General features: G+C 39.9%; 24 protein-coding genes. All 24 read right to left on the reverse strand.

Annotated features, from left to right (window positions below):
* Window positions 1-177: 177 nt before the first annotated feature.
* Window positions 178-1,221: a recombinase RecA gene (recA, locus tag ACFIMU_RS00050; protein ID WP_375606702.1), complete on the reverse strand. Its 1,044-nt coding sequence runs from the start codon at window positions 1,219-1,221 to the stop codon at window positions 178-180.
* Between the two features lie 989 nt (window positions 1,222-2,210).
* Window positions 2,211-3,536: a replication-associated recombination protein A gene (locus ACFIMU_RS00055; RefSeq protein WP_375696716.1), complete on the reverse strand. Its 1,326-nt coding sequence runs from the start codon at window positions 3,534-3,536 to the stop codon at window positions 2,211-2,213.
* Between the two features lie 8 nt (window positions 3,537-3,544).
* Window positions 3,545-4,939, reverse strand: a complete 1,395-nt coding sequence (locus tag ACFIMU_RS00060) for a DegQ family serine endoprotease (protein ID WP_375696717.1) — start codon at window positions 4,937-4,939, stop codon at window positions 3,545-3,547.
* 267 nt (window positions 4,940-5,206) lie between these two features.
* Window positions 5,207-5,635: a 50S ribosomal protein L17 gene (rplQ, locus tag ACFIMU_RS00065; protein ID WP_375696718.1), complete on the reverse strand. Its 429-nt coding sequence runs from the start codon at window positions 5,633-5,635 to the stop codon at window positions 5,207-5,209.
* Window positions 5,636-5,659: 24 nt separating this feature from the next.
* Window positions 5,660-6,673 (reverse strand): DNA-directed RNA polymerase subunit alpha, encoded by a 1,014-nt coding sequence (locus ACFIMU_RS00070; protein ID WP_375606706.1) that lies wholly within the window; start codon window positions 6,671-6,673, stop codon window positions 5,660-5,662.
* Window positions 6,674-6,767: 94 nt separating this feature from the next.
* Window positions 6,768-7,157: a 30S ribosomal protein S11 gene (gene rpsK, locus ACFIMU_RS00075; protein WP_007347762.1), complete on the reverse strand. Its 390-nt coding sequence runs from the start codon at window positions 7,155-7,157 to the stop codon at window positions 6,768-6,770.
* 113 nt (window positions 7,158-7,270) lie between these two features.
* On the reverse strand, window positions 7,271-7,639 hold the full coding sequence (gene rpsM / locus ACFIMU_RS00080) for a 30S ribosomal protein S13 (RefSeq protein WP_026500557.1): 369 nt from the start codon (window positions 7,637-7,639) through the stop codon (window positions 7,271-7,273).
* Window positions 7,640-7,819: 180 nt separating this feature from the next.
* On the reverse strand, window positions 7,820-8,398 hold the full coding sequence (locus ACFIMU_RS00085; protein WP_375606707.1) for an adenylate kinase: 579 nt from the start codon (window positions 8,396-8,398) through the stop codon (window positions 7,820-7,822).
* Window positions 8,395-9,741, reverse strand: a complete 1,347-nt coding sequence (secY, locus tag ACFIMU_RS00090; RefSeq protein WP_375606731.1) for a preprotein translocase subunit SecY — start codon at window positions 9,739-9,741, stop codon at window positions 8,395-8,397. Before secY ends, ACFIMU_RS00085 begins: the two co-directional genes overlap by 4 nt.
* A gap of 162 nt (window positions 9,742-9,903) precedes the next feature.
* Entirely contained in the window at window positions 9,904-10,371 is a 468-nt protein-coding gene (rplO, locus tag ACFIMU_RS00095) for a 50S ribosomal protein L15 (protein ID WP_375614556.1), read from the reverse strand.
* A 20-nt stretch (window positions 10,372-10,391) separates the two neighbouring features.
* Window positions 10,392-10,598 (reverse strand): 50S ribosomal protein L30, encoded by a 207-nt coding sequence (gene rpmD / locus ACFIMU_RS00100; RefSeq protein ID WP_375606709.1) that lies wholly within the window; start codon window positions 10,596-10,598, stop codon window positions 10,392-10,394.
* A gap of 31 nt (window positions 10,599-10,629) precedes the next feature.
* Window positions 10,630-11,178 carry a 30S ribosomal protein S5 gene (gene rpsE / locus ACFIMU_RS00105; protein WP_005773287.1) on the reverse strand — a complete coding sequence of 183 codons (549 nt, stop codon included), beginning with the start codon at window positions 11,176-11,178 and terminating at the stop codon, window positions 10,630-10,632.
* Between the two features lie 111 nt (window positions 11,179-11,289).
* Window positions 11,290-11,652: a 50S ribosomal protein L18 gene (rplR, locus tag ACFIMU_RS00110; protein ID WP_375606710.1), complete on the reverse strand. Its 363-nt coding sequence runs from the start codon at window positions 11,650-11,652 to the stop codon at window positions 11,290-11,292.
* A 12-nt stretch (window positions 11,653-11,664) separates the two neighbouring features.
* Window positions 11,665-12,198 carry a 50S ribosomal protein L6 gene (rplF, locus tag ACFIMU_RS00115; protein ID WP_273791413.1) on the reverse strand — a complete coding sequence of 178 codons (534 nt, stop codon included), beginning with the start codon at window positions 12,196-12,198 and terminating at the stop codon, window positions 11,665-11,667.
* Window positions 12,199-12,237: 39 nt separating this feature from the next.
* Window positions 12,238-12,636, reverse strand: coding sequence for a 30S ribosomal protein S8 (gene rpsH, locus ACFIMU_RS00120; RefSeq protein WP_375606711.1), 399 nt, complete (start codon window positions 12,634-12,636; stop codon window positions 12,238-12,240).
* A gap of 14 nt (window positions 12,637-12,650) precedes the next feature.
* The gene (gene rpsN / locus ACFIMU_RS00125) at window positions 12,651-12,956 is read right to left on the reverse strand and encodes a 30S ribosomal protein S14 (RefSeq protein WP_375606712.1); all 306 of its coding nucleotides are present in this window, start codon (window positions 12,954-12,956) and stop codon (window positions 12,651-12,653) included.
* A 24-nt stretch (window positions 12,957-12,980) separates the two neighbouring features.
* A complete protein-coding gene (gene rplE, locus ACFIMU_RS00130) occupies window positions 12,981-13,538 on the reverse strand; it encodes a 50S ribosomal protein L5 (RefSeq protein ID WP_375606713.1) in 558 nt (185 codons plus the stop codon).
* Entirely contained in the window at window positions 13,531-13,845 is a 315-nt protein-coding gene (rplX, locus tag ACFIMU_RS00135; RefSeq protein WP_273760562.1) for a 50S ribosomal protein L24, read from the reverse strand. Before rplX ends, rplE begins: the two co-directional genes overlap by 8 nt.
* 12 nt (window positions 13,846-13,857) lie before the next feature.
* The gene (gene rplN / locus ACFIMU_RS00140) at window positions 13,858-14,226 is read right to left on the reverse strand and encodes a 50S ribosomal protein L14 (RefSeq protein WP_004855715.1); all 369 of its coding nucleotides are present in this window, start codon (window positions 14,224-14,226) and stop codon (window positions 13,858-13,860) included.
* Between the two features lie 144 nt (window positions 14,227-14,370).
* On the reverse strand, window positions 14,371-14,610 hold the full coding sequence (rpsQ, locus tag ACFIMU_RS00145; protein ID WP_012231991.1) for a 30S ribosomal protein S17: 240 nt from the start codon (window positions 14,608-14,610) through the stop codon (window positions 14,371-14,373).
* An 11-nt stretch (window positions 14,611-14,621) separates the two neighbouring features.
* Window positions 14,622-14,822 carry a 50S ribosomal protein L29 gene (gene rpmC / locus ACFIMU_RS00150; protein ID WP_375606714.1) on the reverse strand — a complete coding sequence of 67 codons (201 nt, stop codon included), beginning with the start codon at window positions 14,820-14,822 and terminating at the stop codon, window positions 14,622-14,624.
* 12 nt (window positions 14,823-14,834) lie between these two features.
* On the reverse strand, window positions 14,835-15,248 hold the full coding sequence (rplP, locus tag ACFIMU_RS00155) for a 50S ribosomal protein L16 (protein ID WP_375606715.1): 414 nt from the start codon (window positions 15,246-15,248) through the stop codon (window positions 14,835-14,837).
* 36 nt (window positions 15,249-15,284) lie between these two features.
* Window positions 15,285-15,995: a 30S ribosomal protein S3 gene (gene rpsC / locus ACFIMU_RS00160; RefSeq protein WP_375606716.1), complete on the reverse strand. Its 711-nt coding sequence runs from the start codon at window positions 15,993-15,995 to the stop codon at window positions 15,285-15,287.
* Entirely contained in the window at window positions 15,995-16,384 is a 390-nt protein-coding gene (gene rplV, locus ACFIMU_RS00165) for a 50S ribosomal protein L22 (RefSeq protein ID WP_273791407.1), read from the reverse strand. The genes rpsC and rplV overlap by 1 nt, the downstream gene beginning before the upstream one ends.
* Between the last annotated feature and the right edge of the window lies 1 nt (window position 16,385).

Genomic DNA, 16,385 nt, shown 5'->3' on the forward strand with positions numbered 1-16,385 from the left:
AAAAGAAAAATCCCCCTCATTAAATATCCTCTTTGCCACGCATGGAGTCAATTTAATCAAAGAATGGAATATTTGTTCAAAAAAATTGAGAAAAAATGACTGTATATTTAAAAACTCAAACAAATAAAAACAGAAAAAATCTTAAATGAAAAAAATTATAGATGAAAAAACGCTCCATCAAATGGCTTCATCGCTCTCTGTATTTTCTGAACCTGCATTTTCTAACAATTCAATGGCAATCAAACCAGCATTTTGGCGCAAAGCTGCTTCAATTTCTGTAGCAACTTCCGCATGTTCACGTAAAAACTGCTTTGCATTTTCACGCCCCTGTCCTAAACGCTGAGAATTATAAGAAAACCATGCACCAGATTTTTCCACAATACCAACCTTAACACCCAAATCAATCAATTCACCTACTTTAGAAATGCCTTCACCATAAATAATATCAAACTCAACCTGTTTGAACGGAGGTGCCAATTTATTTTTCACCACTTTAACACGCGTCTGATTACCAACGATTGCATCCCTATCTTTAATAGACCCAATGCGACGAATATCCAAACGAACAGAAGCATAAAACTTTAAAGCGTTTCCCCCTGTTGTTGTTTCAGGCGAACCAAACATCACCCCAATTTTCATGCGAATTTGATTAATAAAAACAACCATACAATTAGAGCGAAAAATCGCTGCTGTTAATTTTCGCAATGCTTTACTCATCAATCGCGCTTGCAATCCAGGCAAAGCATCCCCCATTTCACCATCGATTTCCGCACGCGGTGTTAAAGCTGCAACAGAATCCACAACAAGCACATCAACTGCACCAGAACGAACCAACGTCTCTGTAATTTCCAATGCCTGTTCACCAGTATCTGGTTGAGAAATGAACAAATTTTCTAAATCAACACCAAGCTTACGCGCATAAATAGGATCAAGTGCATGCTCTGCATCAATAAAAGCACAAATCCCACCACTTTTCTGTGCCTCAGCAATAGCATGGAGAGCCAATGTTGTTTTCCCAGAACTTTCTGGTCCATAAATCTCAACAATGCGCCCCTTGGGTAATCCACCAATCCCTAAAGCAATATCCAAGGATAATGACCCTGTTGGAACTGTTTCAATTTCAACAACCTGCTCTTTTTGCCCAAGACGCATAATCGAGCCTTTACCAAAAGAACGTTCAATTTGTGAGAGAGCAGCATCGAGAGCTTTTGTTTTATCCACGACTATATCCTTGACCGAATTCATAAATAATCTAACACTTAAATTTTACACTGTACTTTTAATTTAACTAAAGTCTTGAGTTTAGATTTTCACAGACTATTTGCATTCCTATCTCCACATTATGTCCATAACATATCATGAGCATCACAATAAAGAATTGGCATTGCTTATCTTATGACACAAAAAATAAATTCTAATAAAACAATACTTCCTAAGAGAGCAAGTTAACACATTTATATCTCTCTAGAAAAGGAACAATTTAAATTTCAACACAATGTTCTATAGCCCTTCTGCTTATCCCTTTGATTAAATACTTGAGAGACTAGAATTCTCCCGCTATTGATCACATAAAAACGCATCACCAATTAAAATCACACCATATTGCATCGAAGAACAAAACGCCATTGTGTTGCATATTCATACACTTAATTTAAGAAACACCTCTCAAAACTTCCAAGCTCACTTCGTGACAACACCTATGAATGTGGTATACTGTAAGACTTTTTGACGCCACCATCTTTACACTATAGAAGGAGAAAGCTGGCACCATCACACTATTTATCATCCCCTAAGGTTGCGACAGCTCTCGGCATTTGAGACGATTCATAAGAGGAATTTTTAGTCCTTTCTTGTACGGTTTTTATAACACGCTAATCCTGCTTGTAACATGCAACCGAATAACCTGATTGCTTCAACAAATAACGGACTTGGGATGAGAGAAATTTACGGTATTTGAAACTTTTATTCAACTTACGAAACAGTCAATTATCATTATAAGTCAATATATTATTTAATAAAAACCAAAAAAAATAAAGCAGCTTAAAAGTTGAATGACATATTTAAATTTGAAAAAATATGCAATTATGAAGATATCATAAAAAAATCTCTACAAGCAATGCAATAAATGTTTAAAATATAAACTAAATTTCTCATATAATAACATAAGAGATAAAAAATAAATCTGAGATTAATAAAAAACATATTTCAACTCAAATTTTATTTTGATCTTTACGTTTTTTGCGCAACTGTTGCCACCACTCAAGACGTTTCACAATTTCACGCTCAAAACCACGCTCAACTGGTTTATAATAACTCTGACGCCCAAGTTTTTCGGGAAAATATTCTTGTCCTGAAAAAGCGTCTGGTTCATCATGGTCATAACAATAACCACTTCCATACCCTTCTTCTTTCATAAATTTCGTAGGAGCATTAAGAATATGCTTAGGGGGTGGTAAAGAGCCATTTTTGCGCGCACAACGCAGTGCTGCTTTATACGCAAGATATGCTGCATTTGACTTTGGCGCAGTTGCAACATAAAGACATGCTTGCGCCAAAGCCAATTCTCCTTCTGGTGATCCTAAATAATCATAGGCATCTTTTGCTGCATTACAAATGATAAGAGCTTGAGGATCCGCCAAACCAACATCTTCAACAGCCATACGAACCAACCTTCGCCCAATATAGAGAGGATCTTCACCAGCATCCAACATACGTGCCAAATAATAAAGCGCAGCATCAGGATCAGATCCACGAACGGATTTATGCAACGCTGAAATGAGATTATAATGCCCATCTCGTCCTTTATCATAAATGGGCGCACGACGCTGAATAACTTTTTGCAAAGCAACAACATCAAGAACCTCTCCCAATGGTGCAATAGACCAAACTTCCTCTGCCAATGTTAATGCAACACGCGCATCACCATCAGACATCTCTATCAAAACGTCTCTGGCATCATTATCCAAGGGAAGAGTTTTTTCCTCAACTTCTTCAGCACGCCTCAAAAGCAGGTTCAAACTTTCATGATCATGAGAAAGAAATGTTAAAACACGTGCACGCGAAAGAAGGGCAGCATTCAGTTCAAAAGAAGGATTTTCGGTTGTTGCGCCTATAAGTACCACAGTACCCTCTTCCATCACAGAAAGAAAACTATCCTGCTGAGCACGATTAAACCGATGAATTTCATCAACAAAAAGAAGTGTTTTATCCCCAGATATAAAACGCCTCTGCGCAACTTCAAAAATCTTTTTAAGTTCAGAAACTCCGGTAAAAATAGCAGAAACCTGCTCAAACGCGAAATTTGTTTCAAGGGCTAACAAACGTGCAACAGTCGTTTTTCCCGTCCCTGGAGGTCCCCAAAAAATCATCGATCCAATTGAGCCAGTTGCCGCCATACGTGAAAGCAAACCATCCTCTCCAATCAAATGCTTTTGTCCCACAACATCATTGAGAGAACAAGGGCGCATTCTTTCTGCAAGTGGCTGATTTTTATTAACTTGAAAATCAAACGACGAAGTAAAAAAATCTTTCTTCAAAAAAAACCTCAACGAATAAATTGGCGAATATACATACCATCACGTTCATATTCCAATTGCCACATATTTGAGCGACCTTGCATAAGAACCTTTTTCAATTGATGAACTGTTTGAATTTTATGGCCATTTACAACACGTAGAATATCTCCTGACTGAAAAATTCCAGCTGCATTGCTCATTTCCTCAAGATTGGTAATCACAACCCCTTTTGCAAATATAGGAAGATGAAAACGTCGACTATTTTGAGGTGTTAAATCTAACACCTCAGCACCAGCAAGAGGACTGTCACCCGTAATTTTTTCAGATTTTAAAAATGCAGTTTCTGATATCGATGAAACTGTTATTTGTGTTTTTAAAATTTTTCCACTTCGTAAATATTCCAAGGCAAGACTATGCTCAACGTCAGCTGTCATCAAACGATACCCAAGACTATCTGGACTGTCAACGCGTACCCCCTGCACACTCAAAATAACATCACCTACTTTCAATCCAGCTTTTTCAGCAGGACTATCTTTGATAACTTCAATAATCAGAGCACCATAGGGACGTTCTAAACCTAAACCACCAGCAATATCAGGTGTAACATTTTGAAAAGAAGCACCAATATAAGGCGGCACAAAATATTTTCCACCGCGTTTAACAGTATCAAGCATCACTTTTACAAGATTAACTGGAATAGCAAAACCAATCCCTACAGAACCACCCGAACGCGAATAAATAGCCGTATTAATTCCGATTAACTGACCTTTCATATCAATTAAAGCGCCACCAGAATTCCCTGGATTAATGGCTGCGTCTGTTTGAATAAAAAAGTCAAAATCAGAAATCCCAACACGTGTACGCGCTTGCGCTGAAACAATACCACTTGTAACTGTTTGACCAACACCAAAAGGATTACCAATAGCAAGAACAAGATCACCAACTTCAACAGCATCAGAATTTCCCAAAGAAAGAACTGGAAATTGAGCATCTTTTTCCTTAACTTCAAGAATTGCAATATCAGTCGCTTCATCTTTGAGCACGACCTTACTCTCAAACTCCCGCCCATCAGAAAAAGCCACTTTAATTTCGCTTGCATCTTTAATGACGTGGTAATTTGTAACGATCAAACCACGTGCATCAACAATCACCCCTGACCCTAATGACGATTGCTTACGAACAGGAAATTTATTTTGAAAACGACCAAAAAATTGCTCAAAAAATGGATCGCCTTCAAAAGGTGATCGTGCTCTAATTTGTCGAGCTGCATAAATATTTACAACAGATGGAACTGTCTTTTTAACTAAAGGAGCAAATGAAAGGGTGATTTCTGTTTGTGTTTGAGGGATATGAGCATATACATGATCAAATGATATCTGCATCATAATTGCAAAAAAAATCCGCACCCAAAAAGAATACCTCATAATCCACTCCTTTAAAATCAGCACATTCTGTTGAAGATTAATAGAATAAAAAAACGCATCCCCGCAAATTAAGGACCTCTATTAATATTTCATAATAGAGAATAAAAACAACCTATTTGAACAATAAATATTATAAAAATAAAATAATTCAATATTCTATAATTTTCTCTCTGCACCTATTTCTCAACTAAAACAAACTTAAAAATGCTCACAAAAAAACCGCCCAAGACAAGGCGGCCTTTAAAAATTCAACAGAATAAAAAAACTCTACGAAGATGTCCCTTTTTCATTCTCAGAAGCCTCCATACGAATGCGATCCCCAGCCCCTTTCGCTTCGACATCACGATCAACAAATTCTATAACAGCCATGGGCGCATTATCACCGGTACGAAACCCCGCTTTCATAATACGTAAATACCCACCGTTGCGTGATGCATAACGTGGCGCAAGCGTATCAAATAATTTTGCAACTTTTCCTGCATCACGAAGTGCTGCAATTGCTTGCCGACGCGCATGCAAACCACCACGCTTACCAAGAGTAACGAGTTTTTCAACAATAGGACGAATTTCTTTAGCCTTTGGAAGCGTTGTCACAATCTGCTCATGCTCGATCAACGAAGTTGCCATATTTGCAAACATCGCTTTACGGTGACTGGCAGTACGGTTCAACTTGCGTCCTGACTTACTATGGCGCATAAGCCCTCTCCTTAAATTCTAATTCTAATATTGATCTTCATAACGTTTTGCAAGATCATCAATGTTTTCAGGCGGCCACGCAGGAATTTCCATCCCAAGATGTAAACCCATACACGCCAAAACTTCTTTAATCTCATTCAACGATTTGCGACCAAAGTTCGGTGTCCGAAGCATTTCAGATTCTGTTTTTTGAATCAGATCACCAATATAGACAATATTATCATTCTTAAGACAATTTGCCGAACGAACTGAAAGTTCTAATTCATCCACTTTTTTGAGAAGTGCAGGATTAAAAGAAAGCTCAGAATCAACCTCTTCAACAGGCTCCTTCTGTGGTTCTTCAAAGTTAATAAATAACGATAATTGATCCTGAAGAATGCGTGCTGCAAAAGCAACAGCATCCTCACCATTAACAGCACCGTTTGTTTCAATCGTGAGCGTTAATTTATCATAATCGAGAACTTGACCTTCACGTGTATTTTCTACTTTATAAGATACCCTACGGATCGGTGAATAAAGACTATCAATTGGAATAAGCCCTATACGCGCATCATCAGCACAATTACGATCAGATGGAACATACCCCTTTCCTGTGTTGACAACAAATTCCATGCGAATTTCAGCATCTTCATCAAGAGTACAAATAACATGATCTGGATTTAGAATTTCCATATCCCCAACTGTACTGATATCTCCCGCTTTCACGACACCAGGCCCCTCTTTATAAACAACGACACGTTTAGGCCCTTCTTCTTCCATACGAAGCGCAATTTCTTTTATATTCAGAATAATATCCGTAACATCCTCACGCACACCTGGAATCGATGAAAACTCATGCAAGACACCGTCAATCTGCACAGCAGTAATAGCAGCACCACGAAGCGAAGATAACAACACGCGACGAAGCGCATTTCCTAACGTTAAACCAAAACCACGCTCAAGAGGTTCAGCAATCACACTTATAATATTTGGATTATCATGTGCACATGACTCAACCTTATTGGGTTTAATAAGTTCCTGCCAGTTTTTCTGGATCATATTTTTATTCCCGTTCTTTAGTTCCGTTACCATTCAATCGTAACGACCAATGTGAACATCAGAGAAATCTCCGACAACAAAAAACAACACCCAATTAAACACGCCGCCTTTTCCGCGGACGACATCCATTATGAGGAATTGGTGTTACATCGCGAATAGAAGTAATGACAAAACCAACAGATTGCAATGCACGTAGAGCAGATTCACGCCCTGATCCAGGTCCACAAACTTCAACTTCCAAAGAACGCATACCATGCTCTTGCGCTTTTCTTGCACAATCCTCCGCAGCAACTTGAGCAGCAAAAGGTGTCGATTTACGCGCACCTTTAAACCCCTGAGCTCCCGCAGATGACCAAGCAATTGCATTACCCTGAGCATCAGTAATAGTAATCATTGTATTATTAAATGTTGAATTAATATGCACAACACCCGATGAAATATTTTTACGTTCGCGACGACGAACACGTGTGGCTTCCTTGGCCATAATTTCCCTTTCAACGATCTCATCACTGCCGTAACATCAGCAGCTCCACCTTTTTTCCTTGCCAAACAAATCAAACAAGAAAAAGAATATATAAAAACCTTCCACAAAGGCCCTTATTTCTTCTTACCGGCAATTGCCTTAGCAGGCCCCTTACGCGTACGAGCATTCGTATGCGTACGCTGTCCTCGGACAGGCAAAGATCGACGATGCCGCAATCCACGATAACAACCAAGGTCCATCAAACGCTTAACATTCATAGCCACTTCACGACGAAGATCACCTTCAACTTGATAGCCCTGATCTATCGCCTCACGAATCTGCAGCACCTCAGCATCTGAAAGCTCATGCACACGACGCCCCAAAGGAATGCCAACTCTTTCAATAATTTCTTGAGCAAATTTTGGTCCAATCCCGTGGATATATTGAAGCGCAATAATTACACGCTTATTTGTCGGGATATTGACGCCAGCGATACGAGCCACGCCTACTCTCCTTAGTTATGTTGACAAATTGTTATAAAATACCTGATATACCTTACAGAAAAAAATAGACTCAGAAAAAAATTCTTCCGAATCCTATTATTTCACTAAAATAAATTAAATTCACTTTTGATAGATTTCATCTCAAAAGTCAACTCTTTTCATTTATTTCTAAAAAAAATCTCATGAAAGAAACCCTCTAATCATACGTGTCACTTCAGCAACACCAATCATTCCATCAATAACCTTCAACATTCCCCTCTCTGAATAAAATTTTGATAAGGGAGCCGTTTTTTCACGATATTCTACTAATCTTTTTGCAAAAGCAACAGGATTGTCATCTAAACGAACCTGTCCACCAACCGCTATTGTTTCCTCAACGCGCTTCTTCATACGTTCAATCAACACGTCTTCATCAACACACAACTCAACAACAGCATTAAGCTGCATATTTTTTGAATCGAGTATCTGTTGCAACGCTTCTGCTTGCCCCACAGTTCGCGGATATCCATCCAAAACAAAACCGTTTACACAATCAGCTCCATCAATCCGATCTGATACGATTTGATTAACAATACTATCAGGAACCAAAGCACCAGAACTTATAATAGCTTTAGCTTTTTTACCAGTATCCGTTTCTTTGGCAATCACCTCACGCAACATATCCCCTGTTGATAAATGAGGAATGTTGTATTCCTCAGTCAACATTTTTGCTTGTGTTCCTTTCCCCGCTCCAGGAGGACCTAAAAGAATAACCCTCATCGATTCCTTCTACCTCCACGAAGTTTTGATTTTTTTATCAACCCTTCATATTGGTGAGCAACAAGGTATCCCTGAATTTGAGCAACTGTATCAAGTGTGACAGTAACAACAATCAACAAGGACGTCCCCCCAAGATAAAAAGGTACCTGTAATGCAGATATCATAAATTCAGGCAACAAACAAACCAAGATGATATAAAGTGCCCCCACAACAGTAATACGTGTCAAAACGTAATCAATATATTGGGCTGTGCGTTCACCTGGACGAATCCCTGGAATAAAACCAGAATGTTTTTTCAACTGATCTGCAGTATCACTTGGATTAAACACTATCGCCGTATAAAAAAAGCAGAAAAACGCCATTAAAAATGCATAAACGATCATATAAAGTGGCTGTCCATGACCAAGAGAATAAGAAATAGCCTGAACCCATTGTGGCATTTTATCAGAAAAGTTATTAATAGTAGCTGGTAATAACAATAAAGATGAAGCAAAAATAGGTGGAATAACACCAGCAGTATTCAACTTTAAAGGAAGATGCGACATATCGCCTTGAAACATTTGATTACCAACCTGACGCTTCGGGTACTGAATAAGAATTCGCCGTTGCGCACGCTCTATAAAAACAATAAGTCCGATAACCAAAATAGCAATAAGGACGATCCCTATTAAAAGAAAAGTTGATAAATCAGCTTGGCTATGAGCTGTTAAAAGCTGAGCAAAAGTAGAAGGAAAGTTAGCTACAATTCCTGTAAAAATGATGAGAGAAACCCCATTACCAACACCGCGTGACGTAATTTGCTCGCCAAGCCACATGAGAAACATTGTCCCACCAACAAGTGTAATAACAGAAGAGATACGAAACATCAGACCTGGTTCTAAAACAATTTGAAGCCCTGTCCCTATACCGCTTTCAAGCGCAACCGCGATACCGAAAGCTTGTAGAATTGCCAATACAACTGTTACATAACGCGTATACTGATTAATAACCTTACGACCTAATTCCCCTTCTTTTTTAAGAGTCTCCAAAGAAGGAATAATAGATGTTAACAACTGTACAATAATAGATGCTGAGATATAAGGCATGATACCCAGCGCAAAAATCGCCATACGCCCAACAGCACCTCCTGCAAACATATTAAAGAGTCCTAATACACCTGATGCATGATGTTCAAAGGTCTGCCGTAAAGCATCAATATTAATACCTGGAAGAGAGATATAAGTGCCAAAACGATAGACAAGAAGTGCCGCCAGAGTAAACCAGATGCGTTTCTTTAATTCAGTTGCACGCGAAAAGGTACCGAAGTTTATATTGGAAGCAAATTGCTCTGCTGCTGATGCCATAAAACGTCTCCACTTCACACTCCAGTTCTTTAAATCACAGAAGTATAACCCTAAAACTCATATCTTTATACAAGAATAAATGCGGAACTTAAAAAATTCCACACAAAACATTTTGCAGAATATATATAACCCTTCTTCAGATCTCTACTCATATCAAAAAAATTATTGATCAACATCAGGAAAAATAATCTGACCACCCACTTTTTCAACTTTAACACGAGTAGCTTCTGAAGCTCCAGAAACATGAAAGATAATCTTAGCTTTCAAATCACCATCAGAAAGAAGACGAACCCCGTCCTTTTTACGACGAATAATACCAGCCTCTTTCAAAGCAATCATATCAACAGGCTTTTCAATATCCAACTTTCCTGCATCAACGGCTGACTGAATACGTCCCAAAGAAACTTCATTATAGGTTTTGGCGAAGAAATTCTTAAATCCACGTTTCGGTAAACGACGATAGATAGGCATTTGCCCACCTTCAAAACCATTAAGGGAAACACCAGAACGTGACCTTTGTCCTTTGACACCGCGACCACCAGTCTTACCAATACCTGAGCCAATACCTCGTCCAACACGCTTACGATTTTTTGTTGCGCCTTCGCAATCACGCAGTTCATTGAGTTTCATATCTAATACTCCTGCAACCCTTAATCTTCATCTATAACGCGAACAAGATGCCGAACCTGAGCAATCATACCCCGTACACAAAGTGTATCTTCTAAAACACGCCGCCGACGCATCTTATTTAATCCAAGCCCTTTTAAGGTTGCACGCTGAATCTGTGATTTTCGAATAGGGCTTCCAATTTGCTCTACCATCACAGTTTTACCACTCTGAGATTTTTTTTGAACCATTTCCTAATTCCTTTTCTGATAATCTCAGAAACTACCCTTCTACATCAACTAAATGGCGACGACGCGCCTGCAAAGTTGAGTATTTTATACCACGCTGAGCAGCAATATCTCGAGGATGCATTTGATGTTTCAATGCATCAAATGTTGCACGAACCATGTTATAAGGGTTCGAAGATCCTAATGATTTTGCAACAACATCCTGCATACCAAGAGCTTCAAAAATAGCCCGCATCGGCCCTCCAGCAATAATCCCAGTACCCGCAGAAGCTGAACGCAATAAAACACGCCCCGCTCCGTGACGACCTTCAAGATCATGATGCAATGTGCGTCCAGACCGAAGCGGAACATAAATCATCCCACGCTTTGCAGATTCCGTTGCTTTACGAACAGCTTCCGGAACTTCACGAGCTTTACCATGACCAAAACCCACACGCCCTTTTTGATCCCCAACAACAACAAGAGCGGCAAAACCAAAACGCCGACCACCCTTTACAACTTTAGCAACACGATTTATATGAACAAGCCTATCGACAAATTCATTATCGCGTTCTTCTCTCTCACCACGTTCTTTTTGTGCCATTCCTCATTCCTTTTTCTTTTCCGGAAGCACGATAATAAAGCTCCTCATCAAACCAGAAGAACCTAAACGAAACACTCTAAACTCTCCTTACACATTCATAAAGAGGAAAATTTAGAAATTCAAACCACCTTCACGAGCAGCTTCAGCCAAAGCCTTGACACGACCATGGTACACATAGGCTCCACGATCAAAAACCACGTCACTTACACCAACTTGCTTCGCACGCTCAGCAATTAACTTACCAATAGCGAAAGCGGCTTCTTTATTAGCACCACTCTTTAACGATTTTTTCAAATCACTTTCAAGAGTAGAGGCTGAAACAAGTGTACATCCCCGCAAGTCATCGATAACTTGAGCATAAATGTTCTGATTTGAACGATAAACACTAAGCCGAGGACGATCATGAGAAACCATTTTAATTCTACGACGAACACGCCTCGCACGACGTTGGATAATGTCCTTAGATGAAACCATAATACAAAATCCTTATTTCTTTTTACCTTCTTTACGGAAGATACGTTCATCTGCATGCTTAACACCTTTACCTTTATAAGGCTCAGGCCTACGATACTCACGAATCTCCGCTGCAACTTGTCCAACTTGCTGTTTATCAATTCCAGAAACAACAATTTCCGTTGGCTTAGGAACAGTCACAGTCACACCCGACGGAACTTTATAAACCACATCATGTGAGAAGCCCAGAGATAGTTGGACATCCTTACCCTGCAAAGCAGCACGATAACCAACCCCATTAATCTCCAATCTCTTTTCAAAACCATCTTTCACACCACAAAAAATGTTCTCAATCATTGAGCGCGACATACCCCATTTAGAACGCGCGTCTTTTGACTGATCCCGCGGCATAACTGATATGATATTTTCCTCAAGTTTGACCAAGACTTCATCATTGACGACGTAACTCAGCTCACCTTTTGGACCTTTTGCCTTAACCAGCTGACCTTCAACAGTAGCAGTAACTCCAGAAGGAATTGAAATGGGTTTCTTTCCAATACGAGACATTGTTCTAACCTACTTTTTCTTCCGTTTTCTTGACATAACTTAGAAAACACGACAAAGGAGTTCTCCACCAACATTCTGTTCACGCGCTTCATGATCCGCCATAACACCTTTAGGAGTCGATAAAATCGAAATACCTAAACCATTTGCCACCTGCGGAAGCGACTTAGCGGAAACATACACACGACGACCTGGCTTTGACACACGTGAAATCTCACGAATAGCAGCCAACCCTTCAAAATACTTCAACTCGATTTCAATTTCAGCTTTTCCATCACCTAAATCAACGCGATTATATCCCCGAATATAACCTTCTGACTGCAAAACATCAAGAACGTGTGCACGAAGCTTCGAAGCCGGAGTAACCACTTTGCCTTTTTTACGACCAAGTGCATTACGAATACGTGTTAACATATCACCAAGAGGATCTGACATAGACATTGAATAATCTCCTCTTACCAACTAGACTTTACAATACCAGGGATATGGCCCACAGAGCCAAGTTCACGCAATGCAATTCGCGACATTTTTAACTTACGGTAATAAGCCCGTGGACGACCTGAAACCTCACAGCGATTACGAACACGAACTTTTGCAGAATTACGTGGCAATTCTGCTAATTGAACGGAAGCTTTAAAGCGTTCTTCAAGAGAAACCTTCTGATCCATCACTATTGCTTTCAAACGTGCACGACGTGCAGCATAACGCTTCACCATCACCTCACGACGTTTATTTTTTTCAACGGCACTTACTTTGGCCATAATTTCACCTCGCTACGTTTGCCGTTACGAACGAAAAGGAAAATTAAAAGCACGCAATAGTTCACGAGCTTCATCATCCGTTTTTGCTGTCGTACAAACGATAATATCCATGCCCCAAATTTGATCAACTTTATCATAGTTAATTTCTGGAAACACAATGTGTTCTTTAATACCCATAGCAAAATTGCCACGACCATCAAAGCTTTTTGGATTTAAACCACGAAAGTCACGAACCCGCGGAAGAGCAATCGTAACAAGACGATCTAAAAACTCAAACATACGATCTTTACGCAATGTAACTTTAGCCCCAAGAGGCATTCCTTCACGAACCTTAAAGGTTGCAATAGAATTACGTGCACGCGTAATAACGGCCTTCTGTCCTGTTATAAGTCCTAAATCCTCAGCAGCAAGGGAAGGCTTTTTCGAATCAGCAGTCGCTTCACCTATCCCCATATTTATCACAATTTTATCAATCCGCGGAATTTGCATCGCATTTTTGTAATTAAACTTTTCTTGAAGTGTTTTACGGATCACTTCAAAATAATGCGCTTTCATACGCGGTATTTGTCTTTCCTCAGCCATTAATCAACTCTCCCGAACGCTTGGCAAAACGCACTTTATTACCATCTGCATTCATACGAAAACCCACACGTGTAGGCTTACCATCTTTAGGATCAGCAATCGCCAAATTAGACAGATGAATTGGAGCTTCCTTAGAAATAATTCCAGCCTCTTGCTTCTGCGTTTGACGTTGATGACGTTTAATCATATTAACCCCACGAACAAAAGCCTTATTATCTTTCGGATTAACCTTAATTACTTCACCACTACATCCTTTATCCTTACCGGATAAAACAACAACTTTATCACCTTTTCGAATCTTCTGCATAACATCTACTCCTTACAGCACTTCAGGAGCGAGAGAGATGATCTTCATATGATTCCTACCACGCAATTCACGAGGAACAGGTCCAAAAATACGCGTACCGATCGGCTCTTTTTTATTATCCACTAAAACCGCAGCATTACTATCAAAACGAATGACACTACCATCTGCGCGACGAATATCCTTAGCAGTACGAACCACAACAGCTTTCATAACATCACCTTTTTTAACACGGCCACGAGGAATTGCATCCTTAACCGAAACAACAATAATGTCACCGACCGAAGCATATTTCCGCTTTGAACCGCCTAACACTTTGATGCACATGACACGACGCGCTCCAGAATTATCAGCAACGTCGAGGTTTGTTTGCATCTGAATCATGACTGGCCACCTTCTCTTAACACATATATCCGATTGTATCTTTTACACACTCGGATTTGCCTGCCAAATAACGATAAAGTTATCGCCTTCAAATTTATCAATGATAACCACACTGTTAAATTCTAAAACAATAAGCTTAACTCATTACGCTACATTGTCTTTTACAACAATCCAACATTTATCTTTCGAAATTGGTCTAGATTCTTGAATAGAAACTTGATCCCCAATCTTGAATTGGTTGTTTTCGTCATGCGCTTTATAATTTTTAGACTGCCGAACAGTCTTCTTAAGAAGCGGATGAGAGTAACGGCGTTCAACTTTGACAACAACAGTCTTATCACTTTTGTCGCTAATAACAACACCCTGCAAAACGCGTTTAGGCATCTCTTATTTCCTTAAACCTTACTTTCACTTATCTTTTGACGAAGAAAAGTTTTAATACGCGCAATATCACGACGAACTTGTCTAACGCGCGCAGTCTTTTCTAATTGACCTGTTGCTTTTTGAAAACGCAAATTAAATTGCTCTTTCTTTAACTTAGCCAATTCATCTTTCATTTGGTCGAGCGTTTGCGCCCGTAATTCTGTGGCTCTCATCGCTTAACCTCATTATTCAGCAATACGCTGGATGAAACGCGTTTTTATAGGCAACTTTGCAGCACCCAATCTTAGTGCTTCACGTGCAACATCCTCCGGAACGCCATCAAGCTCAAACATGACGCGCCCAGGAGCAACACGTGCAGCCCAATAATCAACACTTCCCTTACCTTTACCCATACGAACTTCAGTCGGTTTAGATGTAACCGGAAGATCTGGAAAAATGCGAATCCACACACGACCAGAACGCTTCATATAACGTGTAATCGCACGACGCGCCGCTTCAATTTGACGAGCAGTAACCCGCTCCGGCTCAACAGCCTTCAAACCGTAGGCACCGAAATTCAAATCCGTACCACCCTTCGAAAAACCGTGAATACGGCCTTTGAACTGTTTACGGAACTTTGTGCGCTTTGGCTGCAACATTGTTCTCTACTCCAAAATTTAGTTCAATCTCAAAAACTAAGCATTTTCGCGGCGACGATTCGATGAAGAACCAGATTGATCAACTTCCGTAGCACGACGTTCTGAAGCCATCGGATCATGCTCAAGAATCTCACCCTTAAAGACCCAAACTTTAATACCACAAATACCATAAGCGGTCTTAGCTTCTGCTGTACCGTAATCAACATCAGAACGCAAGGTATGAAGTGGAACACGACCTTCACGATACCATTCCATACGAGCAATTTCAGCACCACCAAGACGGCCAGAACAATTGATACGAATACCTTCCGCACCAAGACGCATAGCAGACTGAACAGCACGCTTCATTGCACGACGAAAAGCAACACGACGCTCTAACTGTTGAGCAATTGATTGCGCAATAATTGTCGCATCAATCTCCGGTTTACGAATCTCCACAATATTCAATGAAGTTTCAGCATCCGTCATTTCTGAGAGTTTATGACGAAGCTTTTCGATATCAGCACCTTTTTTACCAATAATCAAACCAGGACGTGCAGAATGAATCGTAATACGACACTTTTTATGAGGACGCTCAATAACGACCTTAGAAATAGCCGCCTGTTTAAGCTCCTCAAGCACATACGAACGAATTTTCAAATCTTCATGAAGAAGACGTCCATATTCACCACTATCAGCATACCAACGAGAGTCCCAAGTCCGATTAACACCAAGACGAAGTCCTATTGGATTGATCTTCTGACCCATTACGCGGCCTCCACTTTTTCGGTAACTTCACGAACAATAACAGTAAGATGCGAAAATGGACGTTCAATTCTACTCGCACGCCCTCGACCACGAACATGAAAGCGCTTCATCACTATCGACTTACCAACATAAGCTTCCGCCACAACAAGCGAATCAATATCAAGATCGTGGTTATTCTCTGCATTTGCAATTGCTGATTCAAGCGTTTTTTTCACAGTAGCAGCAATACGCTTGCGTGAAAACATCAAATCAGCGAGTGCGACATTAACTCTTTTACCACGAATCATTGCAGCAACTAAATTAAGTTTCTGCGGACTAACACGAATTGTCCGTGTGACAGCTCTTGCTTCATTATCTTTAAGTTGGCGCGAAACTTTAGCTTTTCCCATT

This window comes from Bartonella sp. AC70YNML (assembly GCF_042196545.1).
Classification (GTDB): domain Bacteria; phylum Pseudomonadota; class Alphaproteobacteria; order Rhizobiales; family Rhizobiaceae; genus Bartonella.

Bases quoted from the DNA above. Each gene is read 5' to 3' on its own strand.
- ACFIMU_RS00060 (WP_375696717.1), bottom strand. From the start codon at position 4,939: ATGAGGTATTCTTTTTGGGTGCGGATTTTTTTTGCAATTATGATGCAG.
- rplQ (WP_375696718.1), bottom strand. From the start codon at position 5,635: ATGCGCCATAGTAAGTCAGGACGCAAGTTGAACCGTACTGCCAGTCAC.
- ACFIMU_RS00070 (WP_375606706.1), bottom strand. From the start codon at position 6,673: ATGATCCAGAAAAACTGGCAGGAACTTATTAAACCCAATAAGGTTGAG.
- rpsK (WP_007347762.1), bottom strand. From the start codon at position 7,157: ATGGCCAAGGAAGCCACACGTGTTCGTCGTCGCGAACGTAAAAATATT.
- ACFIMU_RS00085 (WP_375606707.1), bottom strand. From the start codon at position 8,398: ATGAGGGTTATTCTTTTAGGTCCTCCTGGAGCGGGGAAAGGAACACAA.
- secY (WP_375606731.1), bottom strand. From the start codon at position 9,741: ATGGCATCAGCAGCAGAGCAATTTGCTTCCAATATAAACTTCGGTACC.
- rplO (WP_375614556.1), bottom strand. From the start codon at position 10,371: ATGAAACTCAATGAACTGCGTGATTGCGAAGGCGCAACAAAAAATCGT.
- rpmD (WP_375606709.1), bottom strand. From the start codon at position 10,598: ATGGTTCAAAAAAAATCTCAGAGTGGTAAAACTGTGATGGTAGAGCAA.
- rpsE (WP_005773287.1), bottom strand. From the start codon at position 11,178: ATGGCACAAAAAGAACGTGGTGAGAGAGAAGAACGCGATAATGAATTT.
- rplR (WP_375606710.1), bottom strand. From the start codon at position 11,652: ATGGTTTCATCTAAGGACATTATCCAACGTCGTGCGAGGCGTGTTCGT.
- rplF (WP_273791413.1), bottom strand. From the start codon at position 12,198: ATGTCTCGTATTGGAAAGAAACCCATTTCAATTCCTTCTGGAGTTACT.
- rpsH (WP_375606711.1), bottom strand. From the start codon at position 12,636: ATGTCTATGTCAGATCCTCTTGGTGATATGTTAACACGTATTCGTAAT.
- rpsN (WP_375606712.1), bottom strand. From the start codon at position 12,956: ATGGCCAAAGTAAGTGCCGTTGAAAAAAATAAACGTCGTGAGGTGATG.
- rplE (WP_375606713.1), bottom strand. From the start codon at position 13,538: ATGGCTGAGGAAAGACAAATACCGCGTATGAAAGCGCATTATTTTGAA.
- rplX (WP_273760562.1), bottom strand. From the start codon at position 13,845: ATGCAGAAGATTCGAAAAGGTGATAAAGTTGTTGTTTTATCCGGTAAG.
- rplN (WP_004855715.1), bottom strand. From the start codon at position 14,226: ATGATTCAGATGCAAACAAACCTCGACGTTGCTGATAATTCTGGAGCG.
- rpsQ (WP_012231991.1), bottom strand. From the start codon at position 14,610: ATGCCTAAACGCGTTTTGCAGGGTGTTGTTATTAGCGACAAAAGTGAT.
- rpmC (WP_375606714.1), bottom strand. From the start codon at position 14,822: ATGAGAGCCACAGAATTACGGGCGCAAACGCTCGACCAAATGAAAGAT.
- rplP (WP_375606715.1), bottom strand. From the start codon at position 15,248: ATGTTGCAGCCAAAGCGCACAAAGTTCCGTAAACAGTTCAAAGGCCGT.
- rpsC (WP_375606716.1), bottom strand. From the start codon at position 15,995: ATGGGTCAGAAGATCAATCCAATAGGACTTCGTCTTGGTGTTAATCGG.
- rplV (WP_273791407.1), bottom strand. From the start codon at position 16,384: ATGGGAAAAGCTAAAGTTTCGCGCCAACTTAAAGATAATGAAGCAAGA.